This window comes from Methylobacterium sp. 391_Methyba4, from assembly GCF_029691625.1.
Lineage (GTDB): Bacteria > Pseudomonadota > Alphaproteobacteria > Rhizobiales > Beijerinckiaceae > Methylobacterium > Methylobacterium fujisawaense.
In genome coordinates this window covers 2,352,157-2,378,874 of record NZ_CP121475.1, presented here as the reverse complement: position 1 = coordinate 2,378,874, position 26,718 = coordinate 2,352,157, and the positions used below count along the sequence as shown (strand labels likewise).

20 protein-coding genes and 2 tRNA genes are annotated in these 26,718 nt (G+C 71.6%); 6 read left to right on the top strand and 16 right to left on the bottom strand.

The features are described 5' to 3' along the window. Positions 1–29 precede the first annotated feature (29 nt). On the top strand, positions 30–3,410 hold the full coding sequence (locus tag P9K36_RS11010; protein WP_100794085.1) for a DUF3971 domain-containing protein: 3,381 nt from the start codon (positions 30–32) through the stop codon (positions 3,408–3,410). A 34-nt stretch (positions 3,411–3,444) separates the two neighbouring features. Here P9K36_RS11010 and P9K36_RS11005 read toward each other — a convergent pair whose 3' ends face one another. The 3 genes from P9K36_RS11005 to P9K36_RS10995 all read right to left on the bottom strand — a co-directional run bounded on the left by P9K36_RS11005 (position 3,445) and on the right by P9K36_RS10995 (position 5,440). Further along, positions 3,445–5,019 (bottom strand): TROVE domain-containing protein, encoded by a 1,575-nt coding sequence (locus P9K36_RS11005; RefSeq protein ID WP_043756994.1) that lies wholly within the window; start codon positions 5,017–5,019, stop codon positions 3,445–3,447. Between the two features lie 221 nt (positions 5,020–5,240). Further along, positions 5,241–5,372: transfer RNA gene (locus P9K36_RS11000), tRNA-OTHER, on the bottom strand. Next, positions 5,373–5,440 (bottom strand) — tRNA-Ser (locus P9K36_RS10995). Between the two features lie 646 nt (positions 5,441–6,086). On the opposite strand from P9K36_RS10995, the gene P9K36_RS10990 reads away from it, so the two are divergent. Further along, complete coding sequence (locus P9K36_RS10990) at positions 6,087–6,380, top strand: helix-turn-helix transcriptional regulator (RefSeq protein ID WP_043756991.1); 294 nt, start codon at positions 6,087–6,089, stop codon at positions 6,378–6,380. A 25-nt stretch (positions 6,381–6,405) separates the two neighbouring features. On the opposite strand, the gene P9K36_RS10985 is transcribed toward P9K36_RS10990, so the two are convergent. The 7 genes from P9K36_RS10985 to ileS all read right to left on the bottom strand — a co-directional run bounded on the left by P9K36_RS10985 (position 6,406) and on the right by ileS (position 16,245). Beyond that, complete coding sequence (locus P9K36_RS10985; RefSeq protein ID WP_043346916.1) at positions 6,406–7,179, bottom strand: ferredoxin--NADP reductase; 774 nt, start codon at positions 7,177–7,179, stop codon at positions 6,406–6,408. A 314-nt stretch (positions 7,180–7,493) separates the two neighbouring features. Then, positions 7,494–8,444, bottom strand: a complete 951-nt coding sequence (locus P9K36_RS10980; protein WP_043756987.1) for a ring-cleaving dioxygenase — start codon at positions 8,442–8,444, stop codon at positions 7,494–7,496. A 291-nt stretch (positions 8,445–8,735) separates the two neighbouring features. After that, positions 8,736–10,031: a pitrilysin family protein gene (locus P9K36_RS10975; protein ID WP_043756983.1), complete on the bottom strand. Its 1,296-nt coding sequence runs from the start codon at positions 10,029–10,031 to the stop codon at positions 8,736–8,738. Between the two features lie 106 nt (positions 10,032–10,137). Continuing rightward, a complete protein-coding gene (locus P9K36_RS10970) occupies positions 10,138–11,547 on the bottom strand; it encodes a pitrilysin family protein (protein WP_043346924.1) in 1,410 nt (469 codons plus the stop codon). A gap of 160 nt (positions 11,548–11,707) precedes the next feature. Next, a complete protein-coding gene (locus P9K36_RS10965; RefSeq protein ID WP_043346925.1) occupies positions 11,708–12,370 on the bottom strand; it encodes a hypothetical protein in 663 nt (220 codons plus the stop codon). A gap of 160 nt (positions 12,371–12,530) precedes the next feature. Next, positions 12,531–13,046: a signal peptidase II gene (gene lspA, locus P9K36_RS10960; protein ID WP_043756978.1), complete on the bottom strand. Its 516-nt coding sequence runs from the start codon at positions 13,044–13,046 to the stop codon at positions 12,531–12,533. 232 nt (positions 13,047–13,278) lie between these two features. Continuing rightward, positions 13,279–16,245, bottom strand: a complete 2,967-nt coding sequence (gene ileS, locus P9K36_RS10955; RefSeq protein WP_043756976.1) for an isoleucine--tRNA ligase — start codon at positions 16,243–16,245, stop codon at positions 13,279–13,281. Positions 16,246–16,578: 333 nt separating this feature from the next. On the opposite strand from ileS, the gene P9K36_RS10950 reads away from it, so the two are divergent. Further along, positions 16,579–16,848, top strand: coding sequence for a hypothetical protein (locus P9K36_RS10950; protein ID WP_043346930.1), 270 nt, complete (start codon positions 16,579–16,581; stop codon positions 16,846–16,848). A gap of 30 nt (positions 16,849–16,878) precedes the next feature. Here the strand turns inward: P9K36_RS10950 and P9K36_RS10945 are convergent, their stop codons facing one another. The 3 genes from P9K36_RS10945 to P9K36_RS10935 form a co-directional block, all read right to left on the bottom strand. After that, on the bottom strand, positions 16,879–17,832 hold the full coding sequence (locus P9K36_RS10945; RefSeq protein ID WP_043346933.1) for a DMT family transporter: 954 nt from the start codon (positions 17,830–17,832) through the stop codon (positions 16,879–16,881). Positions 17,833–17,945: 113 nt separating this feature from the next. Then, positions 17,946–18,329, bottom strand: coding sequence for a hypothetical protein (locus P9K36_RS10940; RefSeq protein WP_043386864.1), 384 nt, complete (start codon positions 18,327–18,329; stop codon positions 17,946–17,948). 590 nt (positions 18,330–18,919) lie between these two features. Then, a complete protein-coding gene (locus P9K36_RS10935; RefSeq protein ID WP_043756972.1) occupies positions 18,920–20,122 on the bottom strand; it encodes a pyridoxal phosphate-dependent aminotransferase in 1,203 nt (400 codons plus the stop codon). A gap of 201 nt (positions 20,123–20,323) precedes the next feature. Here P9K36_RS10935 and P9K36_RS10930 point away from each other — a divergent pair, with 201 nt between their 5' ends. Together P9K36_RS10930 and P9K36_RS10925 are read left to right on the top strand one after the other, a co-directional pair. Further along, positions 20,324–21,349: an LLM class flavin-dependent oxidoreductase gene (locus P9K36_RS10930; protein ID WP_043756970.1), complete on the top strand. Its 1,026-nt coding sequence runs from the start codon at positions 20,324–20,326 to the stop codon at positions 21,347–21,349. Positions 21,350–21,457: 108 nt separating this feature from the next. Then, positions 21,458–22,498, top strand: coding sequence for a fumarylacetoacetate hydrolase family protein (locus P9K36_RS10925; RefSeq protein ID WP_100793956.1), 1,041 nt, complete (start codon positions 21,458–21,460; stop codon positions 22,496–22,498). A gap of 239 nt (positions 22,499–22,737) precedes the next feature. Here the strand turns inward: P9K36_RS10925 and cysN are convergent, their stop codons facing one another. The 3 genes from cysN to P9K36_RS10910 are packed head-to-tail and all read right to left on the bottom strand — an operon-like array spanning position 22,738 to position 25,927. Then, the gene (gene cysN / locus P9K36_RS10920) at positions 22,738–24,144 is read right to left on the bottom strand and encodes a sulfate adenylyltransferase subunit CysN (RefSeq protein ID WP_278307095.1); all 1,407 of its coding nucleotides are present in this window, start codon (positions 24,142–24,144) and stop codon (positions 22,738–22,740) included. Continuing rightward, positions 24,144–25,106 carry a sulfate adenylyltransferase subunit CysD gene (gene cysD / locus P9K36_RS10915; RefSeq protein WP_278307094.1) on the bottom strand — a complete coding sequence of 321 codons (963 nt, stop codon included), beginning with the start codon at positions 25,104–25,106 and terminating at the stop codon, positions 24,144–24,146. The genes cysN and cysD overlap by 1 nt, the downstream gene beginning before the upstream one ends. Further along, positions 25,103–25,927, bottom strand: coding sequence for a phosphoadenylyl-sulfate reductase (locus P9K36_RS10910; protein WP_278307093.1), 825 nt, complete (start codon positions 25,925–25,927; stop codon positions 25,103–25,105). The genes cysD and P9K36_RS10910 overlap by 4 nt, the downstream gene beginning before the upstream one ends. Before the next feature lie 269 nt (positions 25,928–26,196). On the opposite strand from P9K36_RS10910, the gene P9K36_RS10905 reads away from it, so the two are divergent. Then, positions 26,197–26,712, top strand: a complete 516-nt coding sequence (locus tag P9K36_RS10905; protein ID WP_043351854.1) for an Lrp/AsnC family transcriptional regulator — start codon at positions 26,197–26,199, stop codon at positions 26,710–26,712. The last annotated feature ends 6 nt before the right edge of the window (positions 26,713–26,718 follow it).

Below are 26,718 nucleotides of genomic sequence, written 5' to 3'. Positions count from 1 at the left end.
GGGCGCGGCGCGTGGGTGGCTTCTGCCTCGTGAGCGCCCTCGCGCTGGTGCTGCTCCTCGGCGCCGGTGTCGGCCTCGTGGCCCTGCGCCTGTCGAACGGGCCGCTGCAGATCGACGGCCTGTCGCGCCGCGTCGCCGCCGCCGTGGCCGAGCGGATCGGGCCCGGCTGGAGCATCGGGCTGCGCGGCAGCAGCCTGGAGCTCGACCGCGAGAACGCCCTGAGCCTGCGCTTCTCCGGCCTCGACATCCGCAACCCGCAGGGCGACCTCGTGGTCCGTGCGCCCCTGGCGCTCGTCAGCCTCGACCTCTGGGGACTCCTGCGGCTCAACGTGCAGCCGCGCTCGATCGAGTTCCGCGAGACGCAGACCACCGCGCTGCTGCACCGGGACGGCTCCATCGCCTTTGCGGCCTCGGAGGCCAACCACCCGGTCGATATCGCGCCGCACACGCCGCCGAGCGTGGACGGGGTGCGCGGCACCGTCTCGCCGCTCTCGGCCGCGATCGCGTCGATCTTCGGTGTCGTCCTCGATTCGGGCGGCGTGGTCGGCGCCCTCGACCGCGCCCGCGTCACCGACGCGCGCCTGCGGCTGATCGACGAGGACGGCCACGAGCGCGCGGTCTTCGCGCGGGTCAACGGCCTGTTCGGGCGCGATCCGGTCAACGGGACCCGGAACTTCGAATTGCGGCTCGACGGTCCGCACGGCGAGTGGCGCTTCGGCGGCACGCTGCGCGACGGCGCGGACGGGCAGGAGCGCTCGGGCGTCATCACCCTCGACGACCTGCCGGTCACGGATCTCCTGCTGCTCTCGGGCCAGTCCGGCATGCCGCTGACCACGGACCTGAAGGTCTCGGCTCGCGCCGACGTGAGCCTGACGGCCGGCCGCATCCGGACCATGAACGCCAAGCTCCATACCGGCGACGGCACGTTCCTGATCGAGGAGAAGGACTTCAACCCCGTCACCGTCGAGAGCCTCGACGCGTCCCTGGACTGGGACGAGGCCAACCGGGTCATGTCGCTCACCGGCCTGGATTATCGCGGGGCCGGCAACGCCGTGCACCTCACGGGGACGTGGAAGGGCAACCCCGCCGACGCGAGCATGGCCTGGACCGCGACCCTCGCGAGCCGCGACGCGACCTTACGCGGGGCGACCCCGCAGGACGCGCCGGTGAAGATCGACGCCCTGGACGCGCAGCTCTCCGGCCGCGACGGCGGGATCGCCATCGACGCGCTCACCCTGTCGGGCCCCGGCGTGAAGGGCTCGATCACCGGCACGATCGGCACCACCGCCGACGACGGCGGCCTGACCCTCCACCTCGCCGGGCACGACGGCGAGGTCCGCACCGGGCTGCGGCTCTGGCCGGAGCACATCGCGCCGCCGGCCCGCACCTACCTGGTGGACCAGCTCCGCCGGGGCCGGGTCGATTCCGTCGACATCAAGGTGAGGATGTCGGGCTCGGTCCTGGCCGCCGCGACCCGGGGCGACCCGGCCCCGGACGACGCGGTCCATATCGACTTCCACGTCTCGGACGCGGCCATCGACGTCACCGCCGACGCTCCGCCGGTCACCAAGGGCAACGTCACCGGCGTCATCACCGGGCGCTCGACCACGGTGCGCAACGTGACCGCCGAGGTCCACGGGCCGGACGGGCGCGGGCTCGCCATCACGGACGGCAGCTTCGTCATCCCGCAGATCACGCCGGACCGGGTCGTGGCGCAGATCGGGATGCGGCTCTCCGGCGGCGCCGACGGCATGGCCTCCGTGCTCCAGGCCAAGCTGTTCAAGAGCGTGATGAGCGTCGACCTCGACCCCGCCACGATCAAGGGCAGCGCCGACCTGCGCGTCGACTTTCCCCTCGATCTCAAGCACATCCCCGACCTGCCGGACCTGCCGGTGACGCTGATCGGCACGCTCGCCGACCTCTCGGTCGACAAGGTGATGGGCCGGGATAGGCTCGAGTCGGGCAAGTTCAACCTCGCCTACGACCGGGGTGCCTTCACGCTGAAGGGCGACGGCCGGGTCGCGGGCGCCCCCATGTCGGTCGACCTGCGCCAGCCGAAGGTCGGGCAGCCCGGCGAGGCGGTGGTCAACGTCTCGCTCGACGAGGCGGTCCGCGGCCGCAAGGGCCTGCCGACCGCGCCGCAGCTCACCGGCACGATCCCGGTCCGCGCGGTGGTGCCGATCGGCCGGCCGGGATCCGGCAAGCCACCGATCCGGGTCGAGGCGGATCTGGCCAAGGCCGGGATCGACGGGCTGATCCCGGGGCTCACGAAGCCCGCGGGCAAGCCGGGGCGGCTCAGCTTCACCCTCGTCGACAGCGGCCAGAGCTTCGACCTGCGCGACTTCGCCCTCGACGCGGCCCCCGCGAGCGCGCGCGGCACCGTCTCGATCACGCCCGAGGGCGGCCTGGAGCGGGCGGATCTCACCAACGTCAAGCTGTCCCCCGGCGACGACCTGCGCGTGAGCCTCGACCGGACCGGCGGCGGCTACAAGGTCGTGGTCCGGGGCGCAGTGGTCGATGCAAGGCCGTTCCTGAAATCCCTGGGCGCCCCCGATCCCAAGGGCGGCCGGGATGCGAAGGACGCGAACCCGAAGGATGTCGATGCCGACATCCAGGTGCCCATCGTCACCGGCTTCAACGAGGAGGCCCTGACCGGCGCCACCCTGAAGCTCGCCCTGCACGGGAAGACGCTGCGGGCCGCCACCATCACCGGGCGCTTCCGCGCGGCGCCCTTCGCCGCCACGGTCACGCGCGGCGAGCGCGGCGTGCCGACGCTCGCGGTGGACTCGGCCGATGCCGGCGCGACGCTGCGGTTCGTCGACGTGTACCGGCGCATGTATGGCGGCCGGCTCAATGCCGGGATCGGCCTCAACGACGGTCCGCAATCCGGCGTCGTGCAGATCCGCGACTTCATCCTGCGCAACGAGCCGGCGCTGTCGAGCATCATGGCGCAGGGCCCGGAGCCGACCGACACGGAGACGGCCCGCGGCCGCCGGGTCGCCCCGGGCCGGGGGGCGGGCGACGTCACCTTCGATCGCATGCGCGCAAACTTCGTGCGCACCGGCACCCGCGTCGATTTCAGCGACGCGGCGATCTCGAACGCCGCCATGGGCTTCACCCTGTCGGGCTGGCTCGATACCGGCCGCGAGCGCACCGACATGACCGGCACCTTCGTGCCGCTCTACGGCCTGAACAACGTGGCCTCGCAGCTGCCCCTGCTCGGGCCGCTTCTCGGGGGCGGGCACAACGAGGGCCTGTTCGCGGTCAATTTCCGCGTCTCCGGCAAGCTCGCCTCGCCGGACGTGAGCGTGAACCCGCTCTCGGCGATCGCCCCGGGCTTCCTGCGCAAGCTGTTCAGCGCCGGCGGCGGCCCCTTCGCGGACGGGATGCAGGGGGTCCCGCAGCAATAGGGCGGGCAGCCCGGAAGAGCCGCCCGCCCCAGTCTCACGCGCGGATGAAATCCGCGATCACGGCCGGCGCCGCCGCGTCGAAGCCGACCACGTCGAGCATGCCGGGATCCGCCGGGTCGGCGATGCTGAAGCCGTTGGAGACCAGCCCCACGACCACCAGCTTCGCCGGGATCCCGGTCTTCTCCCGGTACGCCCGCAGGGCCTGGACCGGGTGGACCGACCCCGCCCAGGTCTCCGAGTCCGTGTAGACCACGAACGCGTCGGCCTTCACGCCCCGCTCCAGCGCCCAGCGCATCGGCAGGGCGCAGTCGGTGGCGCCGAACGGCAGGTCGGCGGTCGCCCGCACCGCCTGATCGAGCCGCATCGACGGGCCGATCGCCAGGGGCGTCAGACCGTCGGTGAAGCCGAGCACCTGCCAGTGCTCCTCCGTCGCCGCGGTGACGAGCACCATCGCGGCGGCCGCCTCCCGGGCCGTGAGCGTCGAGCCCGCGACCGTGCTGGCGCCCATCGAACCCGAGACGTCCAGCGCCAGCACGAGGCGCCGGCCCGTGGGCTCCACCGCGCTGAACGCCGTGTAGAACGCGGCGTTCAGCGCCTCGACGATCGCGGCCACCGGCTCCCAGGCGAGCGTGCCCCGCTGACCGCGCCCGGAGGCGTAGGTCTTGAGGGCGAGCAGCAGCGCCATCGGGTGGAGGCGCGCCCGGAGGATGCGCTCCCGGTCCGACAGGACCGACCGGACATGCTCGGTGCCCTCCGAGAAGGGCGCGAGCACCCCCGCGGCCGTCAGGCGGCCGAGCTGGCGCACGAGGGCTCCGACCGGCATCCGCTCGATCAGGGCCTCGTTCACCGCGCGGCTGCCCATCAGCCCGGTCGGCAGCGCCTCCCACGGCAGGCCGTGCGAGCGCACCAGGGCGGCGGCCACCGCCCCGTCGATGCCCTCCGTCTGCACCTGCGCGAAGGCGTGGACGATCCCGGGGGCGGCCTCGGTCACGGTGCCGCGGCAGATCCAGTCGAACAGCGCCTTCCGGGCGGGCTCCTCCGTCTCCGGATGGGCCAGCCGCAGCAGGTCGCGGTGCGACCAGCCCTGACGGGCCCGGTACTTCACCGCCTGGAAGGCCAGGGCCTCCACGGGCTTGGCGCAGTACCAGCCGCCGACGGCCCGGCGCAGGCCCCGGCCCCAGCCGCGCATCGCCTCGACGGACGCGGCGAACTGGAACAGGTGCGTGCCGGTGCGGCAGACCCGGGGCAGGGCCGCGAGCGCCGCGCGCCGGGTCGCCAGATCCGCCGAAGCGGCCGCCAGCGCCAGGGCGAAGATCGCCGGATCCTGCTTCGGAGCCCGGCCGCCCTCGCTCACCGCCACGATGGCGGCGACCGCGCGGGCGCCGTCCTGCGCGATGCACCGCTGCACGGAAGCCGCGTTCTCGGCGGTCAGGGCGCGCGGGCTCGCGTAGTACGAGCCGCCCTCGGAGCCGAGCACCAGGAAGCGGTCGAACCGCGCCCAGTCGCCGACCGCGAAGGCGTGGCCCCCGGCGGCATTCGGCACCGTGCCGGGGATCGGCTCCGCCTGCGGGGTGGCTCGGAGCCGGAACATCTGTGCAAGCTTCGTCATGGCGGGCTCCTCTCTGTCTCTCCTCTCTCCATCGCGGCCGATCGCCGGCCGGTGGCGCGTTTCGGCGCGCGCGGACGGGCGGGGGACGCGGCCGCAGCGCATCGTCCTCCGCCGCTGCCGGGCGGCCGGTCTCTCGTGTCGTCGGGGGCGGGTTTCCGTCCGGCTGCGGGCGTGGCGGCGACGAAGGGCTTGTCCGATGCTCTGCTTGAGCGACGGGCCTGACGGCCCGGCGGGACTTGCACCCGCACCCCTCGGATCCCGAGAACCTTCGTCTTCCGGCCCGCGTCCGGGCGATGCAGTCGTGGCGTGAGGAACGGTGTCTGGGCGCTCTATCCGGGCTGAGCTACGGGCCTCGCGGCCCGGCGGGATTCGAACCCGCGACCTCCTCCTGCGTCAGGATAACCGTTCCTCTCCGGCCCGCATCGTCGGTCGGGATCCGCGCACGGTCGGCTCCACGGTCGTCTCGCGGGGCCCTGCGGTCGTGGTGTCGGGGACGGGCATGAGCTCCGGCGACCTCGCGGCCCCCGGCGGGGATCGAACCCGCAACCTCCGCGGGACAAGCCCGCGGCGCTCTACCGATGATAACCGTCCCCTGCCGGCCCGCAGGGTCCTCGAGACGCGCGTGGGAACCGCGTCGGCGGCGCCGGGCTCCGCCCGGACGCGCTCAGCCTCTCGGGCCGAGAGCCCCGCGATACGACCGTAACGGTCGCATCAGCCCGGGACGGGCGAACGCCGCGACGCCGATTCCGTCGTGCTGTTTCATGCCAGGCTCCGTCCGAACGGGGCTGCGGGTGACGCGGGCGTGTCGATGAGGCTCGGGGGGATCCGTGACAGGGATAACCGAGCGTCTCCGGCCCGCGCCGGTGAATATCAGAGGTCTGCCGGTCATGTCCGATCGAGGCGGACTGGGCGTTTCACCCCCGCGGCTCGCCGGCCGCGGACGTCCCAAGGGTGCGATAACCTCGGATCACCGGCCCGGCAGGCCGATGGCGGGGTGGATACGGCCGCGCTCGACCTGCGTCAACCAGAAACTTGAAAATTCTTTCAGTTCGGGCGATGCCGGAGCCATGATCACTGCCGCCCAGATCCGCGCCGGCCGCGGACTTCTCAAATGGACGCAAGGGGTTCTCGCGAGCCGCGCCGCGGTCTCCGTCGTCACCCTGAACATGATCGAGAGCGAACAGGTCCAGCCCCGCAACCGGACCCTCGCGGCGATCCGCACGGTCCTCGAAGGGGCGGGCATCCGCTTCGTCGGCGACGATCAGGAGGGATACGGGGCGATCCTGCGCCCCGCCCCCGCGACCGGATCCGGGGACGCGCAGGCACAGAAAAGCCCGGCGCGGCGGACCGCACCGGGCTGAACCCGAAACCGACCTGCGCGGCGGGCTACTTCTCCACGAAGGCCTTCTCGATCACGTAGTGACCGGCCTCGCCGTGGTTGCCCTCCTCGTAGCCGCGGCCCGAGAGCAGCTCGCGCGTGTCGCGGATCATGTCGGGGCTGCCGCACAGCATGAACCGGTCGTTCTCGATCGACATGTCCGGCAGGCCGATATCTTCGAACAGCTTGCCCGAGACCATGAGGTCGGTGATCCGGCCGCGATTGCGGAACGGCTCGCGGGTCACGGTCGGGTAGTAGATCAGCTGGTTCGAGATCATCTCCCCCAGGAATTCGTGCTTCGGCAGCGTCTCGGTGATGGTCTCGCCGTAGGCGAGTTCCTGCACCTGCCGGCAGCCATGGACCAGCACGACCTTCTCGAAGCGCTCGTAAGCCTCCGGATCCTTGATGATCGACAGGAACGGCGCGAGCCCCGTGCCGGTGCCGAGCAGATAGAGGTTCTTGCCCGGCAGGAGGTTGTCGAGCACCAGGGTGCCGGTGGGCTTCTTGCCGACGATGATCGGGTCGCCGACTTTGAGATGCTGGAGCTTCGAGGTCAGCGGGCCGTCCTGGACCTTGATCGAGAAGAACTCCAGCTCCTCCTCGTAATTGGCCGAGACCACGGAATAGGCGCGCAGCAGCGGCCGGCCCTCGACCTCCAGGCCGATCATGGTGAACTCGCCGTTGCGGAACCGGAACGCCGGGTCGCGGGTCGTGCGGAACGAGAACAGATTGTCGGTCCAGTGGTGGACCGACAGGACGCGCTCCTCGTAGAACTTGCTCATCGACGGATCAGCCCTCGAATCCTCTGATGCTCGGCTCACGGTCCCGACGATTCGGGGGCCGTGGTTCGGCGGATCCCCGCCGCCCCGCTCGGGCGGGGGTGGATCCTCGACGAGAGAGCCCGCCCGGATCCGGATGACACACGCGCGCTGCTTCTTTCGCAGTTGCAGCACGCCCGTCAAGGCGCGCCGGGATCACACTCGCGAAAGAAGTGAACGGCCTGGAATCGTTCGAATATTTAGCGTCTTCGCGGAAGGTCTGCAGCACCGCTCCGGACATGGGAGGGTTGCCGCCCGCCGGGCCTCGCGCGGCGCGATCAGCCGGCGGTTCCGGGGTGGAGCGGCTTCAATCCCGCCTCGATCTCGGCCCGGCGCGGCTCAAGGAACGGCGGCAGGGCGAGGCGGTCGCCCAGGGTCTCCAGCGGCTCGTCCGCGGTGAAGCCGGGCCCATCCGTGGCGATCTCGAACAGGATGCCGTTGGGCTCGCGGAAGTAGAGGCTGCGGAAGTAGTAGCGGTCCACCGGCCCGCTGGTCGGAACCCGGGCGGCCTTGAGCCGGTCGGCCCAGCCGCCGTAATCCGCATCCGGGATGCGGAAGGCGACGTGGTGAACCGCGCCCGCGCCCTGGCGGGCCGGCGCGGACCGATCGGCCAGGAGCTGGACCTCCGCGGCCGGGCCGCCGGGCCCCATGGCGTAGACCGCCACCGGCCCGTCGCCCGTCTCGAAGACGCGGTCCCGACGCATGCCGAGCACCTCGGTCAGCACCGCGGCGGTGCGGGCCGGGTCCGGCACCGAGAGCCGGATCGGGCCGAGGCCGCGAATCTGGTAGGCCGCCGGCACCGGCGAGCCGTCCCAGGGATGCTCCGGCCCGGTCCCGCCGTCATCGACCAGGGCGAGGCGCTGACCCTCCGGATCCTCGAAGTCGAGGGTGAGGCGCCCGTCGCGCAGGGCGGGCTCGGCCTCGACGATCCCGGCCTCGCGCAGCCGGGCGTGCCACCAGGCCACCGCGCCCTCGCCGGGCACACGCAGATGCGTGCGGGTGATGCTGTTGGAGCCCCGCCGTTCCGGGGGCGCCGGCCAGTCGAAGAAGGTGATGTCCGTGCCGGGGCTCGCCAGCCCGTCCGCGTAGAACAGGTGGTAGGCCGAGACGTCATCCTGATTCACCGTCTTCTTGACGAGGCGCAGGCCCAGCGTCCCGGTGTAGAAGGCGACGTTCTCGGCCGCGCGGGCGGTCACCGCCGTGAGGTGATGGAGGCCGGTGAGGTGCATGTCGATCCGGGGGTTGACGCCGATGCGTCTCAGGTAGGGATCCCCGCCGGCACTGCGAGCACCGAGGCTTCCGGGCCGATCGACATCGCGTCGGAAGGCGCCTCGTCCGGGCGCAATCCGGTCCGGAGATGCCGACGCCGTGCGCGGGGACTGGGACAGGTCTTCCAGCCAGCCGTGCGGGCCCTGGACAACACCTGGAGGCTGAACGATCGACGATCGTTCAGCCTCCAGGATGAAGGGTTGGAGCGGACGGCCTCGCGGTCGACCGCCGCGATGGTCCGCTCCGAAAGCTCAGAGCCCGACCGGACGGCCGGCGGCGACCACCAGCATCTTGCCGTCCGCGAAGGTGCGGGCGGCGGCCCGGCGGATATCCGCCTGGGTCACGGCCGAGACCATGGCGTTGCGGCGGGCGATGTAGTCCATGCCGAGCTCCTCGAAGGCGATCTGCACCAGCTGGTGGGCGATCTTGGTCGAGGTGTCGAAGCCCAGGGCGTAGGAGCCGGTGAGGTAGTCCTTGGCCTTCTGCAATTCGTCGTCGTCCGGCCCGTCGGTGATGAGCCGGCCGATCTCGTCGCCGATCACCGACAGCGCCTCGCCGACGCGCTCGTTCTTGGTGGCGGTGTAGCCCCAGGTCATCGCGGCGGACCGGTGGCTGACCAGGGAGGTCCCCACCGAGTAGGCCAGCCCGCGCTTCTCGCGCACCTCCTGGAACAGGCGGGACGTGAAGGCGCCGCCCCCGAGGATGTGGTTCAGCACGTAGGCCGGGATGAAATCCGGGTCCCGCCAGGGCACGCCGGCCATGCCGAACCGGATCACCGACTGGGGCACGTCGAGGTCGACGACGATGCGGCGGCCGAGATCCTGGACCTCGGTCCGCGGCACCGCCTTCAGCGCCCCGGCCTCGGGGAGCGCCCCGAAGGCGCGGTTCAGACCCTCGGCGAGTTGCTCCGCCCCGATGGCGCCGACGGCCGCAACCTTGACCCGGCCGCGCCCGATGATGCGGGCATGCATCTCCAGCAGGTCCTCGCGGGTGATCGCCGCGACGCTCTCCACGGTGCCGGAGGAGGGTCGGGCGTAGGGGTGGCCGGCGAAGGCCTCCTTGAAGAAGCGCCGCGAGGCCAGGACGCCCGGATCGTTCTGCTGGTAGCGCAGGCCGGCGATGATCTGGGCCCGAACCCGCTCGATCGCGTCCGGATCGAAGCGGGGCTTGGCCAGCGCCAGGGCGAGGAGGGCGATGCCCTCGTCGGCATGCTTGACCAGCATCTTCAGCGAGCCGCCGACCGCGTCGGCGCCGGCATGGAAGGACAGTTCGATGGCCCGGGCGGCCAGCCGCTCCTGGAACAGATCGGAGGTGAGGTCGCCCGCCCCTTCATCGAGGAGCCGCGCCAGCATCTGGGCGCAGCCGGCCTTGCCCGCCGGGTCCTGCGCGGCGCCGCCCTCGAAGGTGAAGGCGAGGGCGATCATCGGCACCACCGGCGATTCGACGTGCCACGCCTCGATGCCGGGGGCGGTCGTCACCGGCAGCGCCGTCGTGGGCGACGTGGCGGCGGGGGCGGCGGTCTCGACCAGAGTCTCGGCCAAGCTCATGGGAACCTCTTGTCTCTTTCTCGGGCGACGGCGGAGCGGGCCAAGGCTCCCGTTCGGCACACGCCCCGTGCCGGCCCTCCGAGGGCCGGGCGGGACGCGCCCGGGGCTACTCGGCGGCCATCGCGACCGGGGCGTCCGGATCCTGCGCCTTGGTCAGGTAACCGGTCACCGAGCGGGCCGGCGTCAGCCAGCGCTCGGCGGCGGTCTTGAGGCGGTCCTGCGTCACCCCCTCGATATCGGTCGGCCAGCGGCGGACCTCCTCGATGGTCTCGCCGATCGCGAGCGCAGACCCGTAGATGCGCGCCAGCGACGACTGGCTGTCGGAGGAGTACACGGTCTCGGCCACGAGGCGGGTCTTGGCCCGCTCGATCGCCTCGGCGTCCAGGGCCTCGGCGGGCGCGCGGCGCAGCACCTTGTCGACGGCCTCCTCCAGCTTCTCCAGCGGCACGCCCTCGGCGGGCACCGCGTAGACGGAGAAGCGGGTGTCGTCGATCGCCGAGCCCATGTACCAGGCGCCGGCATTCACCGCGAGGCCGCTCTCCATGACCAGCTTGCGGTAGAGGTAGGAGGTCGAGCCGCCGCCCAGCACCTCGGCGAGGAGTTCCAGGTCGTGGCAGCCGCCGTCGCGGGCGGTGATGCAGGAGGGCGTGAGGTAGAGCCGCTGCAGGGTCGGCTGCTCCACCTTCGGGTCGGCCACGGCGACGCGGCGCAGCGCCTTCGGCTCCGGCTCCCGCGCACGCAGGCGCTCCGGCCGGGCGCCCTGGGGCGTCACGCGGCCGTAGGTGTCCTCGGCGAGGCGACGCACCTCGTCCGGGGTGACGTCGCCCGCGACCACCAGGATGGCGTTCTCGGGGGTGTAGAAGCGCTTGTAGTAGGCGAGCGCATGCTCGCGGTTCAGGCCCTCGATCTCGTGCATCCAGCCGATGATCGGGATGCCGTAGGGATGGTGCACGAACAGGCCGGCGGCCATCGCCTCGGAGAGCTGCGCGGAGGGGTCGGTCTCGACCCGCATGCGGCGCTCCTCCAGCACCACGTCGCGCTCGGGCGCCACGACGGCATCGTCGAGGACGAGGCCGCTCATCCGGTCCGCCTCGAACGCCATCATGGTGCCGAGATGATCCCGGGCGACCCGCTGGAAATAGGCCGTGTAGTCGTAGCTGGTGAAGGCGTTCTCCTGGCCGCCCAGGCCCGACACCGCCTTGGAGAAGGCCCCGACGGGGTGTTTCTCGGTGCCCTTGAACATCAGGTGCTCGAGGAAGTGGGCGATGCCCGACTGGCCGAGGGGATCATCGGCCGAGCCGTTGCGGTACCAGATCATGTGGGTGGCGACGGGGGCCCGGTGGTCGGGGACGACCACCACGTCGAGGCCGTTGTCGAGGGTGAAGGCCGTCACTTCCGGTCCGCCCGCCTCGGAACGCCCGAACGGCGCGGCCTCGCCCCGGCCGGCGCTGCCGCCGAAGGACGAACCCGGACGCAGCGGGAAGAGGTGGGGCGTCGCCTTCCTGAACAGGTGCATTCCGCTTTCCTTCTGCCGGCCCCGGATCGAAGCGTTCCACGACAGGACGCGTTCGTGGTTCGGGGCCGTCCTGGTCTCCGGTGGGCAAGAGCCGTACCGGGACGATCATCTCATGTTGCCATGCCGCGTCGTCGTTGCAACGGCGACACGGCGCCCCCCGTCACTGCTGCGCGCGCTTCCGGAGATACGCGCCGGGATCCGCCTCTTCGCGTTCGCGGCTGGCGTTGTTGATCGGGTCGCTCGACGGCGGGCGGGCCAGCTTCTTGGGCGACTGGCGGTATCCGGTCGGCGGATCCGTGAGCGTGTCGCGGCTCGGCTCGATGTCGGACGGCTCGGCATTGGCGCTCTTGCCCTTCAGGAGCTCGAAGGGGCTGAGCAGGCTGTCGTCGCGGTTGTTGTCGCCGGGCTTCCGCTCGGCCGTGGTCGTGAGGCCCGCCCCGGCGCGGCGGCCGCCGCGCATCTCATCCACGGAGAGCGTCGCGTTGTTGTCGTCGTAGCGGCCCTGGGCCTGGGCACCCCTGGGATTACGCCGCTCCACGGCGGCGCGCTCGCGCTCGACGATCTCGGGATCCTTCGGCCACGCGGTGCTGGTGGAGCGCGCCCGGGGCTGGGGCAGGGCCTTGCCGTCGATCTTGGGCGGCATCACCAGCGGCGGGCGCTCGTGATAGTCGATCGGATCCTGGCGCTTCTCCAAGAGGCCGATGCCCGACAGCGCGTCGCGCATGAATTCGCCGCGCTCCTGCGCCTGCGCGGTGCCGGCGCAGAGCGGGGCCAGGACGACCGCGGCGGAGAGGAGGGGACGAAGCCTGCTATGCCCGGTCATGCTGCCTCACGGGTTCCGGACGGAGCGTCCGGCTCTGGGATGACCGCGGCGCGGCCTGATCCGACGGGTCCCGGCCTGAGACCGGTTTCCGGCGATCGTATGGCGCCTTGGCCACGTTGCGCCAGGGCAGGCATGCAGGTGGACCTGTGTGTTGCGCGGATCACAGGCGCGGCGCGGGGTCGCCCTGCGACGGAAGCGGCCGCTCCTTGCGGCTGTCCGGGGACAGGCTGTCGAGGATCAGGCCGATCACGCCGGCCACGATCGCCGCATCGGCGACGTTGAACACGTACCAGGACCAGCCGCCGGCATGCAGGTGGACGAAGTCGAACACCGCCCCGTAGGCGGCCCGGTCGATGGCGTTGCCGAGCGCCCCGCCGACGATGAGCCCCAGGGCGACGCCGAGGAGCCGCGAGCCGGCCCGGCGCATCCAGATCCCGAGGCCGATCGCGGCGGCGAGCGACAGGACCACGAGGAGCCAGCGCCCGATCCCGCCCTCCTGCTGGAACAGGCCGTAGGAGACGCCCCGGTTCCAGACCACGACGAAGTCGACGAACGGCGCCAGCCGCCAGGGCTGGGTCAGCACGAGGTCGGTGCCGAAATAGAGGCCGAGCTTGGTGGCCTGGTCGAGGACCAGGGTGAGGAGGAGGGCCAGAAGGCCGGCGCGGAAGGGGGTCACGGGCGCCGACCCCGCGACCCGTGCCGTGCGGGCGCATCGCCCTCTCCCCTCTGCGGGGGAGGGTACCCTGCGCAGCAGCGGGAGAGGGGGGAGCGACGGCGCAGAGAAAGGCTGTGGGCTTCAAGACGGTCGCGCCGCAACCGGAAGCCGGGCTCCCCTCTGCCGACCCTCGCGGACGCGAGGGCCACTCTCCCCCGCAGGGAGGAGAGGGAGAGCACCGTCGCGCGCCTCTTCACGCCGCGCTCGCCTCCGGATGCGCCGCGTCCCACTCGCGCAGGGCCCGGGCGTCGCGGGGGGTCACGTCCGGATAGTCCGGATCGCTGCCAACGCTGGGGCTCACCCGCCAGGAGCGGGCGCATTTGCGCCCCTCGGCCGGGCTCGGCACCACGGCGACGCCGCGCACCTCGTCGAGGCGGAAGGCGTCGGCCGGCCCCTCGCCCGCCACCACGGTGATGTCCGAGGTGATGCAGGTGTCGGCGAAGTCGCAGCCCTCGAGCGCGGCGAGCAACTCGGGATCCGCGACGTAGACAAGCGGGGCCGCCTCCAGGCTCGCGCCGATGCGCTTCGCCGCGCGCTCGATCTCCAGGGCGCCGGTCACGACCCGCCGCACCCGCCGGATCTTGTGCCAGCGCTCCGCGAGGGCGGCGTCGAGCCACGCGGCCGGGGTCTCCGGCAGGGTCTGGAGATGCACCGATCCGTCCTCGGACGGGTAGCGATCGAGCCACGCCTCCTCGGCCGTGAAGGCGAGCACCGGGGCGAGCCAGATCGCCACCCGCCGGAAGGCCTCGTCGATCACCTGCAGCGCCGCCCGGCGGCGGACCGAGGAGATCGGGTCGCAGTACAGGGCGTCCTTGCGGACATCGAAGTAGAAGGACGACAGGTCGCCGGTCATGAAGCCGTTGAGCAGCGCCACCACCCGCTTGGTGTCGAAGGCCGCGTAGGCCTCGCGGATCTCGCCGTCGAGCTCGGCGAGCCGGTGCAGGATCAGCCGCTCCAGCTCCGGCATGTCCGCGTAGGCCACGTCGTCGCCCTGAACCCGGTGGGCCAGCGAGCCCAGCATCCACCGCAGGGAGTTGCGCAGCTTCCGGTAGGTCTCCGCGAAGGTCTTGATGATCTCCGGTCCGATGCGCAGGTCGTCGGTGTAGTCGGAGGCGGCGACCCACAGGCGCAGGATGTCGGCCCCCGAATCCTTGATGACGCTCTGCGGCGCGACGACGTTGCCCTTGGACTTCGACATCTTCAGGCCCTTGCCGTCGAGCACGAAGCCGTGGGTCAGGACGATGTCGTAGGGGGCCCGGCCGCGGGTGCCGGCGGATTCGAGCAGCGAGGACTGGAACCAGCCGCGGTGCTGGTCGGAGCCCTCCAGGTACATGACCCGATCCTGGCCGCCGTCGCGGACGCGCGTCACTCCGGCCAGGCCCGGGAAGGCCTCCGGATCGTCCAGCACGAAGGCGTGGGTCGAGCCCGAATCGAACCAGACGTCGAGGACGTCGGTGACCTTGTCGTAGGCGGCCGGGTCGTGGTCCGGCGCCAGGAAGCGCTGGGCGGCGTCGTCCTGGAACCACGCGTCGGCGCCCTCGGCCGCGAAGGCGTCGCGGATGCGGGCGTTGACGCGCTCGTCCTTCAGGATCTCGGCCGTCTCCCGGTGAACGAACACGGTGATCGGCACGCCCCAGGCGCGCTGGCGCGAGACCACCCAGTCCGGCCGGTTGGCGACCATGCCGGTGATGCGGTTCTTCCCCTGGGCCGGCACCCACTGGGTGTCGTCGATGCCCTGAAGGGCCACCTCGCGGAGCGTCCGGTCGCCGAGGGAATCCACCGGCCGGTCCATGGCGATGAACCATTGCGGCGTGTTGCGGAAGATCACCGGCTTCTTGGAGCGCCAGGAATGCGGGTATTGGTGGCGCAGCACCCCGCGGGCGATCAGCGCCCCGGCCTCGGTCAGCGCGGCGATGACCGCCTTGTTGGCGTCGCCCTTCTCGCCCTTGGCGGTGAGCACGCGGGTGCCGGTGAAGCCCGGGGCCGCCTCGGTGAGCACGCCGTCCGCATCCACCGTGTAGGGGATGGTCGTGTCGATGCCGCGCTCGCGCAGCGACCGGCCGCTCGCCATCCAGAGCTCGAAATCCTCGCGGCCGTGGCTCGGCGCCGTGTGGACGAAGCCCGTGCCGGACTCGTCCGTGACATGGTCGCCGTCGAGCATCGGCACCGCGAAGCCGTAGCCGCGCTGGGCCAGGGGATGGTCCAGGGTGAGGGCGGCGAGCATCGCCGGGCTCACGTCGCCGACGCGCGCGAACGCCTCGACGCGGGCGGCCTTGAACACGGTCGCGGCCAGGCTGTCGGCGAGGACATAGGTCTGGCCGGGGGTCGCCCAGTTGTCGGCCGGCGCCTCGGTGACCCGGTAAAGGCCGTAGGCGATCTTCTTGGAGTAGGCGACCGCGCGGTTGCCCGGGATCGTCCAGGGGGTGGTCGTCCAGATCACCACCCGGGCCTGCGCGAGATCACCCTCGGCGCCGGACCGGATCGGAAAAGCACAAAAAATCGTGTCGCTGACGTGCTCCTCGTACTCGACCTCCGCCTCGGCCAGCGCGGTCTTCTCCACCACCGACCACATCACGGGCTTCGAGCCGCGATAGAGCTGGCCGCTCATCGAGAACTTCATCAGCTCGTCGGCGATCACCGCCTCGGCCGGGTACGCCATGGTCGCGTAGGGATGGTCCCAGTCGCCGGTGACGCCGAGCCGCTTGAATTCCTCGCGCTGCACGTCGAGCCAGTGGGCCGCGAAAGTCCGGCATTCCTGCCGGAACTCGATCACCGGCACGTCGTCCTTGTTGCGGCCCTTGGCGCGGTACTGCTCCTCGATCTTCCACTCGATCGGCAGGCCGTGGCAGTCCCAGCCCGGGACGTAGTTGGCGTCGAAGCCGAGGGCGGTCTGCGAACGGACCACCACGTCCTTGAGGATCTTGTTGAGCGCCGTGCCGATGTGGATGTTGCCGTTGGCGTAGGGCGGGCCGTCGTGGAGCACGAATTTCGGCCGGCCCTGGCCGCCGGCGCGCAGCTTCCCGTAGAGGTCCATCCGCTTCCAGCGCTCGATGAACAGCGGCTCGCGCACCGGCAGGCCGGCGCGCATCGGGAACTCGGTCTGCGGCAGGAACAGGGTCTTGGAATAGTCGCGGGCGGGCGCGGTCTCGGGGGTCGTCATCGGATCTCGCATCGGCGGTCGGGCCGGCGAAAGGCCGGCGGAATCGGGTCAGGCGGCAGGAGGATCCCGGACCTCCGCGCGGCCGCGCCGAAGCGGGCCCTCAGGCGGAGGCCGGGCCGGTAATTCGGATCGGGCGGCCGAAGCCGCGCAGGGCGCGCGAAGCGTGCATGACCCGTTCTCTATCAGCCGCTCCGGCCCGAGGCCAGCGGCAGCGCGGATCACGCGCCCGTGACCGCGGATGGGACCAATCGGCGCCTGAACCGTTGAACAGGCACATCCTCCGCGCCCCGAGGCGGCGCGGAGACTCCCAGACCGTATGACCGGAGCAGACCCATGAAGAAGCTACTGATCACGACCCTCGCCCTCGCGCCCCTCGCCTTTGCCGGCGCCGCGCAGGCCCAGGGCACGGCCCGCGGCGCCCAGCGGGGTGCCGAGGATGGCGCGGCTGCGGCCGGTCCTGTGGGCGGGGTCGTCGGTGGCGCGGTGGGCGCGGCCACCGGCACGGTCGGCGGCGTGCTCGGCACCGATCCGGATCCGGCCCGGCGTGCGCGCGAGAACCGCCGCGAGGAGCGGATGGAGCGCCAGGAGCGCATGGGCCGCTGACCCGATCCGTCACCGGATCATCCGGCCGCCTCAGGCGGCCGGACGCGTGTCCCGGCGGATCGTCTCCTGCGCCAGGAGATACAGGCCCGAGCCGACGACGATCATGGCGCCCGCCACGGTCCAGCGGCTCGGGACGTCGCCGAACAGCAGGAAGCCCAGCGTCACCGACCACAGCAGCTGCGTGTAGATGAACGGTGCCAGCACGTTGGCCGGGGCCCGGGCATGGGCCATCACCAGCAGCCAGTGGCCCAGCGTCCCGAACAGCGCGACCCCGAACAGCAGGGCCCAGTGGGTCAGGCTCGCCGGGCTCGTCCAGATCCAGGGCAGGAGCGGGGCCATCAGCGCGAGGCCCGCGAGCCCCGTGTAGAACATGGTCGTGGCGGTCGAATCGTAGGCCGCGAGCTTGCGCGTGATGATCGCGTAGAAGGCGTAGACCACGACGTTGGCGACGCACAGCAGCGCGGCCGGATGCATCCCGCCCACGCCCGGGCGCACGATCACCAGCACCCCCAGGAAGCCGACGCCGATCGCCATGAGCCGCGCCCGCGACGACCACTCGCCGAGCAGCGGCCCGGCGAGCAGCGCCACGGTGAGCGGCGCGGCGAACTGGATCGAGATCGTCTCGGCAAGTTGCAGGTAGCGCAGGGCCAGGAAGTTCAGGGCCGTGGAGGCGAAGAGCAGCAGCGAGCGGACGATCTGCAACGGCAGCCGCCGGCTCTTCACTACGCCCGGCGTGCGCACCGGGTTGATGAACAGGGAGATCATGGCGACGCTGGCCGCGTAGCGCATGAAGGTGGTGACCAGCGGGTCGACGCCGGCCCGCGCCAGGGTCTTGCCGCAGGCATCGAGGCTGGCGAAGAAGGCGACGGCCCCGCACATCAGCGCGATGCCGACGATCCGTCGGCGGCCGGCGAGGTCGACCTCCGGAGCGGCGCGCGGCGCGCCGATGTCATCGGGGACGGAGGTCGCGACCTGCGTGCTCATGCCTGACCCATCTCGGTAGAGGCCGGTTCACTGCCACGCCCGGCGCTTCGCCGGTATCCGCCGCCGCGCAGGGGAACCATGCAGCCCGCACGATCGCCCGGGCCGGGCGGAGCTCAGCGCTTCACCGCGGCCTTCTCGGCGGAGGCCGTCTTCTCGGCGGAGGCCGTCTTGGTCGCGGTCTTGGCGAGCTTCGGCTTGGGCGGCGTGGCGCCGGCGATCAGGGCAGCCAGATGCGACTGGTCGAGCCCCGGAGCGGCGCGCGCGGCCGCCACCGGAACCGCCGCCGCAGGGGCCGGCACCGAGGCGGGGACCAGCGCGGCGGCCCGCTCGACCCGGCGCGGCTCGATGGAGCCGGTCACGGTCGGTTCGGCCGGGCGCGCCGTTGCGGTGGCGGGCGCGGCGGACTCGCGCTGCACGCGCAAGGTCCAGTGGGCGGCGGTGGAGAGCGCGGCGATGCCGAGGATCGCCTTGATGCCGCTGGTGAGCAGGGCTCGCATGGTCGTCAGGCCCGAGAGAACGCGGTTACGCGGAACCGGATCCCCGGCCCGGACGCATCATCGCGCGCGAGCGTGAACGAAGCCGCAACCGTCGCGTTCGGCCCTGTCCCGGAACGGGTCAGATCGCGGCGTCGGGACGGCTCCGGCGCTCGGTCGACGGGGAATCTTGTGGGCCTTGCGCCGAACCCGCGGTTCCTGTTCCCCGCGCTCCCGACACTCCTGCAGCGACTCGGCCCACTGAGCCTCACAGGAACGGTCCAGAGAACTGGTCCGGACCGCCCCGTCACTGCCGACCCCGCTGCCATGCAGGCCCGAGCGGGCTCGCGAAACCTTCAGGCGCATCGGCCGCTGGGGACAGCCCGTGTAGAGGGTGACAGCCGAGCCGGCAACAGAGGCGGGACCGTTTCGGTGGCCCGCGCGGCGATCCGCGCGCCGCCGCGGCCGCGGCGAAGCGTATCAGCGGGCCCCGCGGCCGACCGGAGGGCGCCCCCGAGAGCGCGGGCAAGAGCGCGGGCAAGAGCGCGGGCGCGAGCCCCGTCACGCCGAGCGCGGACCGGGGTCCGCGCCCGGGAAGGATCGCCCGGAGGGCCCTACCGCAGCGAGCCGCAGAAGCGCTGGATACGCCGGCAGGCCTCCTCCAGCACCGCGTTCGACGTCGCGTAGGAGATGCGCAGGTTCGGGCCGAGCCCGAAGGCCGAGCCATGCACCGCGGCCACGCCCTCGGCCTGGAGCAGCTCCATGACGAAGTCCTCGTCGGTCTCGATGGTCTTGCCGGCCTCCGTCTTCTTGCCGATCAGCGCCGCGCAGGACGGGTAGACGTAGAACGCGCCCTCGGGCGTCGGGCAGGTCAGGCCGTTGGTCTGGTTGAGCATCGACACGACGAGGTCGCGCCGGCCCTGGAAGGCCGCCCGGAACGTGGCGAGGTGATCCTGAGGGCCGTCGAGGGCAGCGACCGCAGCCCATTGCGCGATCGTGCTGGCGCCGGAGGTCTGCTGGCCCTGGACGAAATCCATCGCCTTGATGAGCGTCTCCGGCCCGGCCGCGTAGCCGATGCGCCAGCCGGTCATGGCGTAGCCCTTCGAGACGCCGTTCATGGTCAGCGTCCGCTCGACGAGCTCCGGCTCGACCTGGGCCGGGGTGACGAATTCGAAATCGCCGTAGGTCAGGTGCTCGTAGATGTCGTCGGTGAGGATGTGCACGTCCGGATAGCGGAGCAGCACGTCGGTCAGCGCCTTCATCTCGGCGCGGGAATAAGCGGCCCCGGACGGGTTCGAGGGCGAGTTGAGGACGATCCACTTGGTCTTCGGCGTCAGGACCCGGTCGAGCTCCTCGGGCTGGAGCTTGAAGCCGTTGGCCATGTCGGTGTCGGCGAAGACCGGCGTGCCGCCGCACAGGCCGACCATCTCCGGGTAGGACACCCAGTAGGGGCGGGGGATCACCACCTCGTCGCCGGGGTTCAGGGTGGCGAGGAAGGCGTTGTACAGCACCTGCTTGCCGCCCGTGCCCACGATGGTCTGCGAGACCTTGTAGTCGAGCCCGTTCTCGCGCTTGAACTTGCGCACGATCGCCTCGCGCAGGGGCACGATGCCGGAGACCGGCGGGTAGCGGGTCTCGTTCCGGTGGATCGCCGCGATGGCGGCCTGCTTGATGTGCTCGGGCGTGTCGAAATCGGGCTCGCCCACCGACAGGCTGATGACGTCGACGCCGGAGGCCTTCAGGTCCCGGGCCTTCTGGGTCATCACGATGGTCGCGGACGGCTTCACCCGCGAGAGGACGTCGGCGAGGAGAGCCATGGCGTGCGGTGCTCCGGATTGCGTGGGCGAGGAATGCCCGTTCGCCGCCCCTTTTTGCGGCGCGGCGGACCCTAGGCCCGGGACGCTGAGCCGGCAAGGCGGTGCGCGGCACGAAGCCGGATCTCGCGCCGGGCGCGCGGCGCAGGTCTCGCCTGCGCGGCTGCTCTCGCTTTGCGGGATCGTCGTTACCAGATCCTGTCCATGACTCCGCTCTCCGTCCTCGACCTCTCCTTCGTCGGCGCCGATTCGACCCCGGCGCAGGCCCTGCACGACACCCTGGCGCTCGCCCGCCACGTCGACGGCCTCGGCTACCGGCGCTACTGGCTCGCCGAGCACCACGCCCTGCCCAACGTGGCGAGCCCCGCCCCCGAGATCATGATCGGCCAGATCGCCGCCGCGACCCGCGACCTTCGGGTCGGCTCGGGCGGGATCATGCTGCCGAACCACGCGCCGCTGATGGTGGCCGAGCGCTTCCGGGTGCTGGAGGCGCTGTTCCCGGGCCGGATCGATCTGGGTCTCGGGCGCGCGCCCGGCACCGACGGCCTCACCGCCCGGGCGCTGCGCCGCCGGGAGGCGCCGGGGGAGGGCGGCGGGGACGATTTCCTCGACCGCCTGCAGGAGCTCCTGTTCTGGGACGGCGGCTTCCCGGAGGGGCATCCGTTCGCGCGGATCGAGGCGAGCCCCGCGGGGGTGCCGCTGCCGCCGATCTTCCTGCTCGGCTCCTCCGATTACAGCGCTCGCCTCGCCGCCGAGATCGGCTGCGGCTTCGGCTTCGCGCAGCACTTCTCCGGGATGCCCGCGGAGCCGCCGATGCTGGATTACCGGAACCGGTTCCAGCCGACGCGGCTCGGCGCGAAGCCCCACGCGATCCTGGCGGTGGCGGCGATCTGCGCCCCCACGGATGCGGAGGCCGAGCGGCTGGCCTCCAGCGCGCGGCTGGCGACGCTGCGGCGGGAGCGGGGCGAGTACCGGCCGCTGCCGAGCCTCGCCGAGGCGCTGGCCTACCCGTATTCCGACGCCGAGCGGATGCAGATCGCGCGCGGCCGCGACCGCCTGCACGTGGGCGGCCCCGAGACCCTGCGGGCCCGGCTCGCCGACATGGTCCAGCGCACGCAGGCCGACGAGCTGATGGTCGTCACGGCGATCCCCGATCAGGCCGCCCGGCACGAATCCTACGCGCTGCTGGCGCAGGCCTGGGGGCTCGGCGCCGCCTCACAGGCGGCCTGAGCCGTCACCGGCCCCCGCCGCGGGGTCCTGGCGGCGCCGCCGCCGGCCGTGCAGGCTCCCGCCCGGATCACGCCCGCGACCAGACGGGCCGACCGGAGGAGAGGCAGCATGGGCAACCGACGCGAATTTCTGACCGCCACGGCCGCGGGCCTCGCCGCCGCCGCGGCGCCGGCCCGGGCCGCCGAGGAGCGCACGGCGGCTCCGAAGACCGCGCCCAACACCGCGCCGGCGGCGCCGCCGCCCTTCGGCATGCCTCGGGACATGATCCTGCTCAACATGCGCCGCGGCGACGGCTACGCCCTGGGCGTGAAGACCAGGGACGGCGTGCTCGACGTCGAAGCCGCCGGCCGGGCGCTCGGGATGCCGGTTCCCACCGACATGGACGACCTTCTCCAGAACGGGCGCGGCCCGGCGCTGCGGGCGCTGATCGACGCGGTCGAGGCCGCCCCCGACGGGCGCTTCATGCTGGCGGAATCCGGCATCGCCTACGCGCCGGTGGTCACGCGGCCCGAGAAGATCATCATGATGGGCTTCAACTACCGCCACCACGCGGAGGAGACCGGCACACCGATCCCCAAGGACCCGCCGCTGTTCAACAAGTACAACAACGCCCTGAACCACCACGGCGGCACGATCACGCTGCCGACCCAGGCGGCGCGGGAATTCGACTACGAGACCGAGCTGGTGATGGTGTTCGGCCGCGAGTGCCGGAACGTGTCCGAGGCGGACGCCCTCGACTATCTCGCCGGCTACTGCACGGGCAACGATTTCAGCGCCCGGGATCTCCAGACGCTGACCTCGCAATTCATGATCGGCAAGACCTCGGACGGGTTCGCGCCGCTCGGCCCCTACTTGGTGACCGCCGACCGGGTGAAGGACCCGAACAACCTCAAGCTCAAGACGCTGGTCAACGGCCAGGTGCGCCAGGACTGGAGCACCAACGACATGATCTTCAACTGCCGCCAGCTGATCAGCTTCGCGTCCAAGGTGATGACGATCAAGCCGGGAGACATCTTCTACACGGGCACGCCGCAGGGGGTGATCTTCGGCGAGAAGACTCCGCGCAAGGACCGGGCGTGGCTGAAGCCCGGCGACGAGGTGGTCTCGGAGCTGGAAGGGCTCGGGGCGCTGCGGTTCAAGCTGGTCTGATCGCGTTGCGCGACGGCCCGGTCCGCTGCGCCTACACGGGCGCGGCAAGCGACCGGCCCCCTTTCCCGTGCGGGAGAGGGTTGGGGTGAGGGACGAGACGCCACAGGATCGAGCCCGTCCTTGCCGCGCAGTCAGGTCGAGCCCTCTCCGGACAGACCTGATCCCTCACCCTGTCCCTCTCCCGCACGGAAGAGGGGACCCGCGCCCGATCCTGAAACCAGTCGCGCGCCCGGCCGTCCTCAGCGCCCGAACAGGCGACCGAGACGGGCGAGGAAGCCGCCCCCGTCCGCCGGCTTCACGCCGGGCGTCGCCGCCTGCGCGGGCGCCACCTTCGGCGTCAGGACCAATCCGAGGGCCGCCGTGTCGGTGGTCTCGCGGTCGATCAGGATCAGGCTGCCGGTCTCGCGGTTCTCCGCGTAGGCGTCGACCGCCACCGCCCGGTCGAGGCGCAGGGCCACGTCGGCGATGTCGTTGGCCGACAGGCGCTCGGCCGGGCCGGGCCTGCCGGTCTCGGGATCGATGCGCGAGATGATCCGCTCCACGGTCGCGGTGACCGTGGCGGTGCCGATCTTGGCGAACAGGCTGGCACCCGGGTTGAGATCGGTCTCGGCCGCCCAGAACAGGCGGGCGTCGAGGGTCTCGGTGACCCGCATCGGTGCGTCGGTGGCCACGATCACCTGACCGCGGGAGGCGTCGATCTGGTCGGCCAGCACCAGGGTGACCGACTCGTCCTCGCCGGCCTCGGGCAGGTCGCCGTCGGCGGTGTAGATCCGCGCCACGGTCGAGGTCCGGCCGGAGGGCTGGACCGTCACGGAATCGCCCGGGCGCACCCGGCCGCTGGCGATCCGGCCGCTGTAGCCGCGGAACTCGGAATTGGGCCGGTTGACCCACTGCACCGCCATGCGGAACGGCGCGTTCAGCGCCTCGGCGCGGACCGGCACGGTCTCCAGGTAGGCGAGCAGGGGGCCGCCCGTGTACCAGGGCGCCGCGATGCCCGGCTCCACGACGTTGTCGCCGTTCTTGGCCGAGAGCGGGATCGCCTTGACCTCGGCGAAGTTCAGATCCCGGGCGAAGTCGGAGAAGCCCGCGACGATGCCGTCGAAGGTGCCCTGCGCCCAGCCGGCGAGATCCATCTTGTTCACCGCCAGCACGACCCGGCGGATCCCGAGATTCGAGACCAGCAGCGCGTGGCGCCGGGTCTGGCGGGTCAGGCCCTGGCGGGCATCGACCAGGATCACCGCCACGTCCGCCGTCGAGGCGCCGGTGGCCATGTTGCGGGTGTACTGCTCGTGGCCTGGCGTGTCGGCCACGATGAACGAGCGCCTGTCGGTGGAGAAGAACCGGTAGGCGACGTCGATCGTGATGCCCTGCTCGCGCTCGGCCTGGAGGCCGTCCACCAGCAGCGCGAGATCCACCTCCTGCCCCTGCGTCCCGTGCTTGCGCGAATCGCGCTGGAGGGCCGAGATCTGGTCGTCGAAGATCTGCTTGGTGTCGTGCAGGAGCCGCCCGATCAGGGTCGACTTGCCGTCATCCACCGAGCCGCAGGCGATGAAGCGCAGCACCGCCTTGCTGCGGTGGGCCGTGAGGAAAGCCGCGTAGCCGGAGGCGCGATCGGCGAAGGCCGTGGGAGCCTGGTGCACCGTCATCAGAAATAGCCCTCCTGCTTCTTGCGCTCCATGGCGCCGGCCCCGTCCTTGTCGATCACCCGGCCCTGGCGCTCCGAGGTGCGGGCGGCGAGCGTCTCGCCGATGATCTCGGGGAGCGTCGCGGCGTCGCTCTCCACCGCGCCGGTGAGCGGGTAGCAGCCGAGCGTGCGGAAGCGGACGAGCCGCTGCTGCGGGGTCTCGCCGGGCGCCAGCGGCAGCCGGTCGTCGTCGACCATGATCAGCTGCCCGTCGCGCTCCACCACGGGCCGCTCCTTGGCGAAGTAGAGCGGCACGATCGGAATGTTTTCCTGCTCGATGTAGAGCCAGATGTCGAGCTCGGTCCAGTTCGACAGCGGGAAGACCCGCAGGGATTCGCCCCGCTTCTTCTTGAGATTGTAGAGATGCCAGGGCTCGGCGCGCTGGCGCTTCGGGTCCCAGCGGTGCTGTGCGGTGCGCAGGGAGATGATCCGCTCCTTGGCGCGGCTCGCCTCCTCGTCGCGGCGGGCGCCGCCGAAGGCCGCATCGAACTTGTGCTTGTCGAGGGCCTGCCGCAGGGCCTGCGTCTTCATCACGTCGGTGTGGACCTCGGAGCCGTGGCTCACCGGTCCGATGCCGCGGGCGAGCCCGTCCGGGTTCGTGTGGATCAGGAGGTCGAGGCCGAGTTCCTTGGCGCGGGCGTCGCGGAAGGCGATCATCTCGCGGAACTTCCACGTGGTGTCGACGTGGAGCAGCGGGAACGGCAGCCGCCCGGGCGCGAAGGCCTTGCGGGCGAGGTGCAGCAGCACCGAGGAATCCTTGCCGATCGAGTAGAGCATCACCGGGTTCTCGGTCTCGGCGACCGTCTCCCGGAAGATGTGGATGGCCTCGGCCTCCAGCCGCTTGAGGTGGCTGAGGCGGTCGGCAGAGGTCTGTGCGGACGCAGGGGCGCTCGGCGGCACGGTGGCGGCGAGGGCGGCGCTCATCGGGCGAACTCCGGCTGGCGGGCTGAATGATCTTGGTTAGTCTTTAAAGGAGTCTCGAAAACGGCGGCCTCCTGGCCGGGCTGCACCGACGCCCCGGGGCGTCCGACATGCAGGCCGCATTCCTTCTTCTCCTCCTGCTCCCACCACCAGCGGCCGGCGCGCTCGGGCTCGCCGAGCTTCACGGCCCGGGTGCAGGGGGCGCAGCCGATCGACGGGAAGCCCCGGTCGTGCAGGACGTTGTAGGGCACGAAATTGTCGCGCACGAAGCTGTCGACCTGCGCCCGGGACCAATCGGCCAGGGGGTTCAGCTTGATCAGGCCGCGGGCGGGGTCGAACTCGGCCAGCGGCGTCTCGGCGCGGTTGGCGGACTGGCCGGCCCGCAGGCCCGTGAGCCAGCCGCTCGCGCCTTCGAGCGCCCGGCCCAGCGGCTCGACCTTGCGGAAGCCGCAGCAGGCCTGCCGGGCGGCCACCGAGCGCCGGAAGCCGTTGATGCCTTCGTTCCGAACGAACGCCTCCGCGGCCGTGCGCTCGGGCGCATAGGCGGCGATCCGGATGCCGTAGGCCGCTTCGGTCTCGGTCCAGGTGTCGTAGGTCTCGGCGAAGAGGCGGCCGGTATCGAGGGTGACGATCTCGACGCGCCCCTTCGCCAGGCCCGCCATGGCCAGGGCGTGGGTGAGCGCCTGATCCTCGACGCCCAGGCTCGTCGTGAAGACGAGGCGGCCGGGGATCTCGGCGGCGATCAGGTGGAGGCGGCCTGGAAGGTCGAGCCCGGACAGCCGCTCCGCGAGGGCTTCGGCCGTCTGTCGGTCCGGACGGGTCATCGCGCCATGTCCCGGGGTTCGCGTGGTGGGTGGAAAGGCCACGGCCTGCGCCATGCCTGTTGTCGAAGGGCGGAAATGTTCGCTATACCGAACGAAGTCAAGGCGCCCCGGCGCGCTTGACGGTGTCGGGCCGGCGGTTCGGCGTGCGGTTGCGCACAGCAATCGGCGCGGGCAACCTGGTCCCGAGGTAAAAGATTCTTCTCACCGAGACCGGTAGCCTCCTATATGCGCCCGCGCCCCGCGCGCGGCGGAAGCCCACGGAGACAGCTTTGGACGCGATCGATCTGAAGATTCTCGCCCTGCTGCAGACCGACGCGACGCTCTCCATCGCGGCGATCGGCGAACGCGTGGGCCTGTCGCAGACCCCGTGCTGGAAGCGGATCCAGAAGCTGGAGGCCGATGGGGTCATCGACCGGCGGGTGGCGGTGCTCGATCCGGTGAAGCTCGGCCTCGGGCTGACCGTGTTCGTCTCCATCGAGACCGCCGACCATTCCCAGGACTGGCTGCAGCGCTTCGCCGCAACCGTCTCGGCCATGCCGGAGGTGCTGGAGTTCTACCGGATGGCGGGCGACGTGGACTACATGCTGCGGGTCGTCGTCGCCGACATGCAGGCCTATGACAGCTTCTACAAGCACCTCATCGCGGTGCTGCCGCTCAAGAACGTCACCTCCCGCTTCGCCATGGAAAAGGTGAAATCCACGACGGCGCTGCCGCTGCCGGCGCCGCCGAAGAACGGGCGCCATCTGCCCGGCACCTCTCCGGTCCTCTCCGTGGTGGGAGAATGATATTCT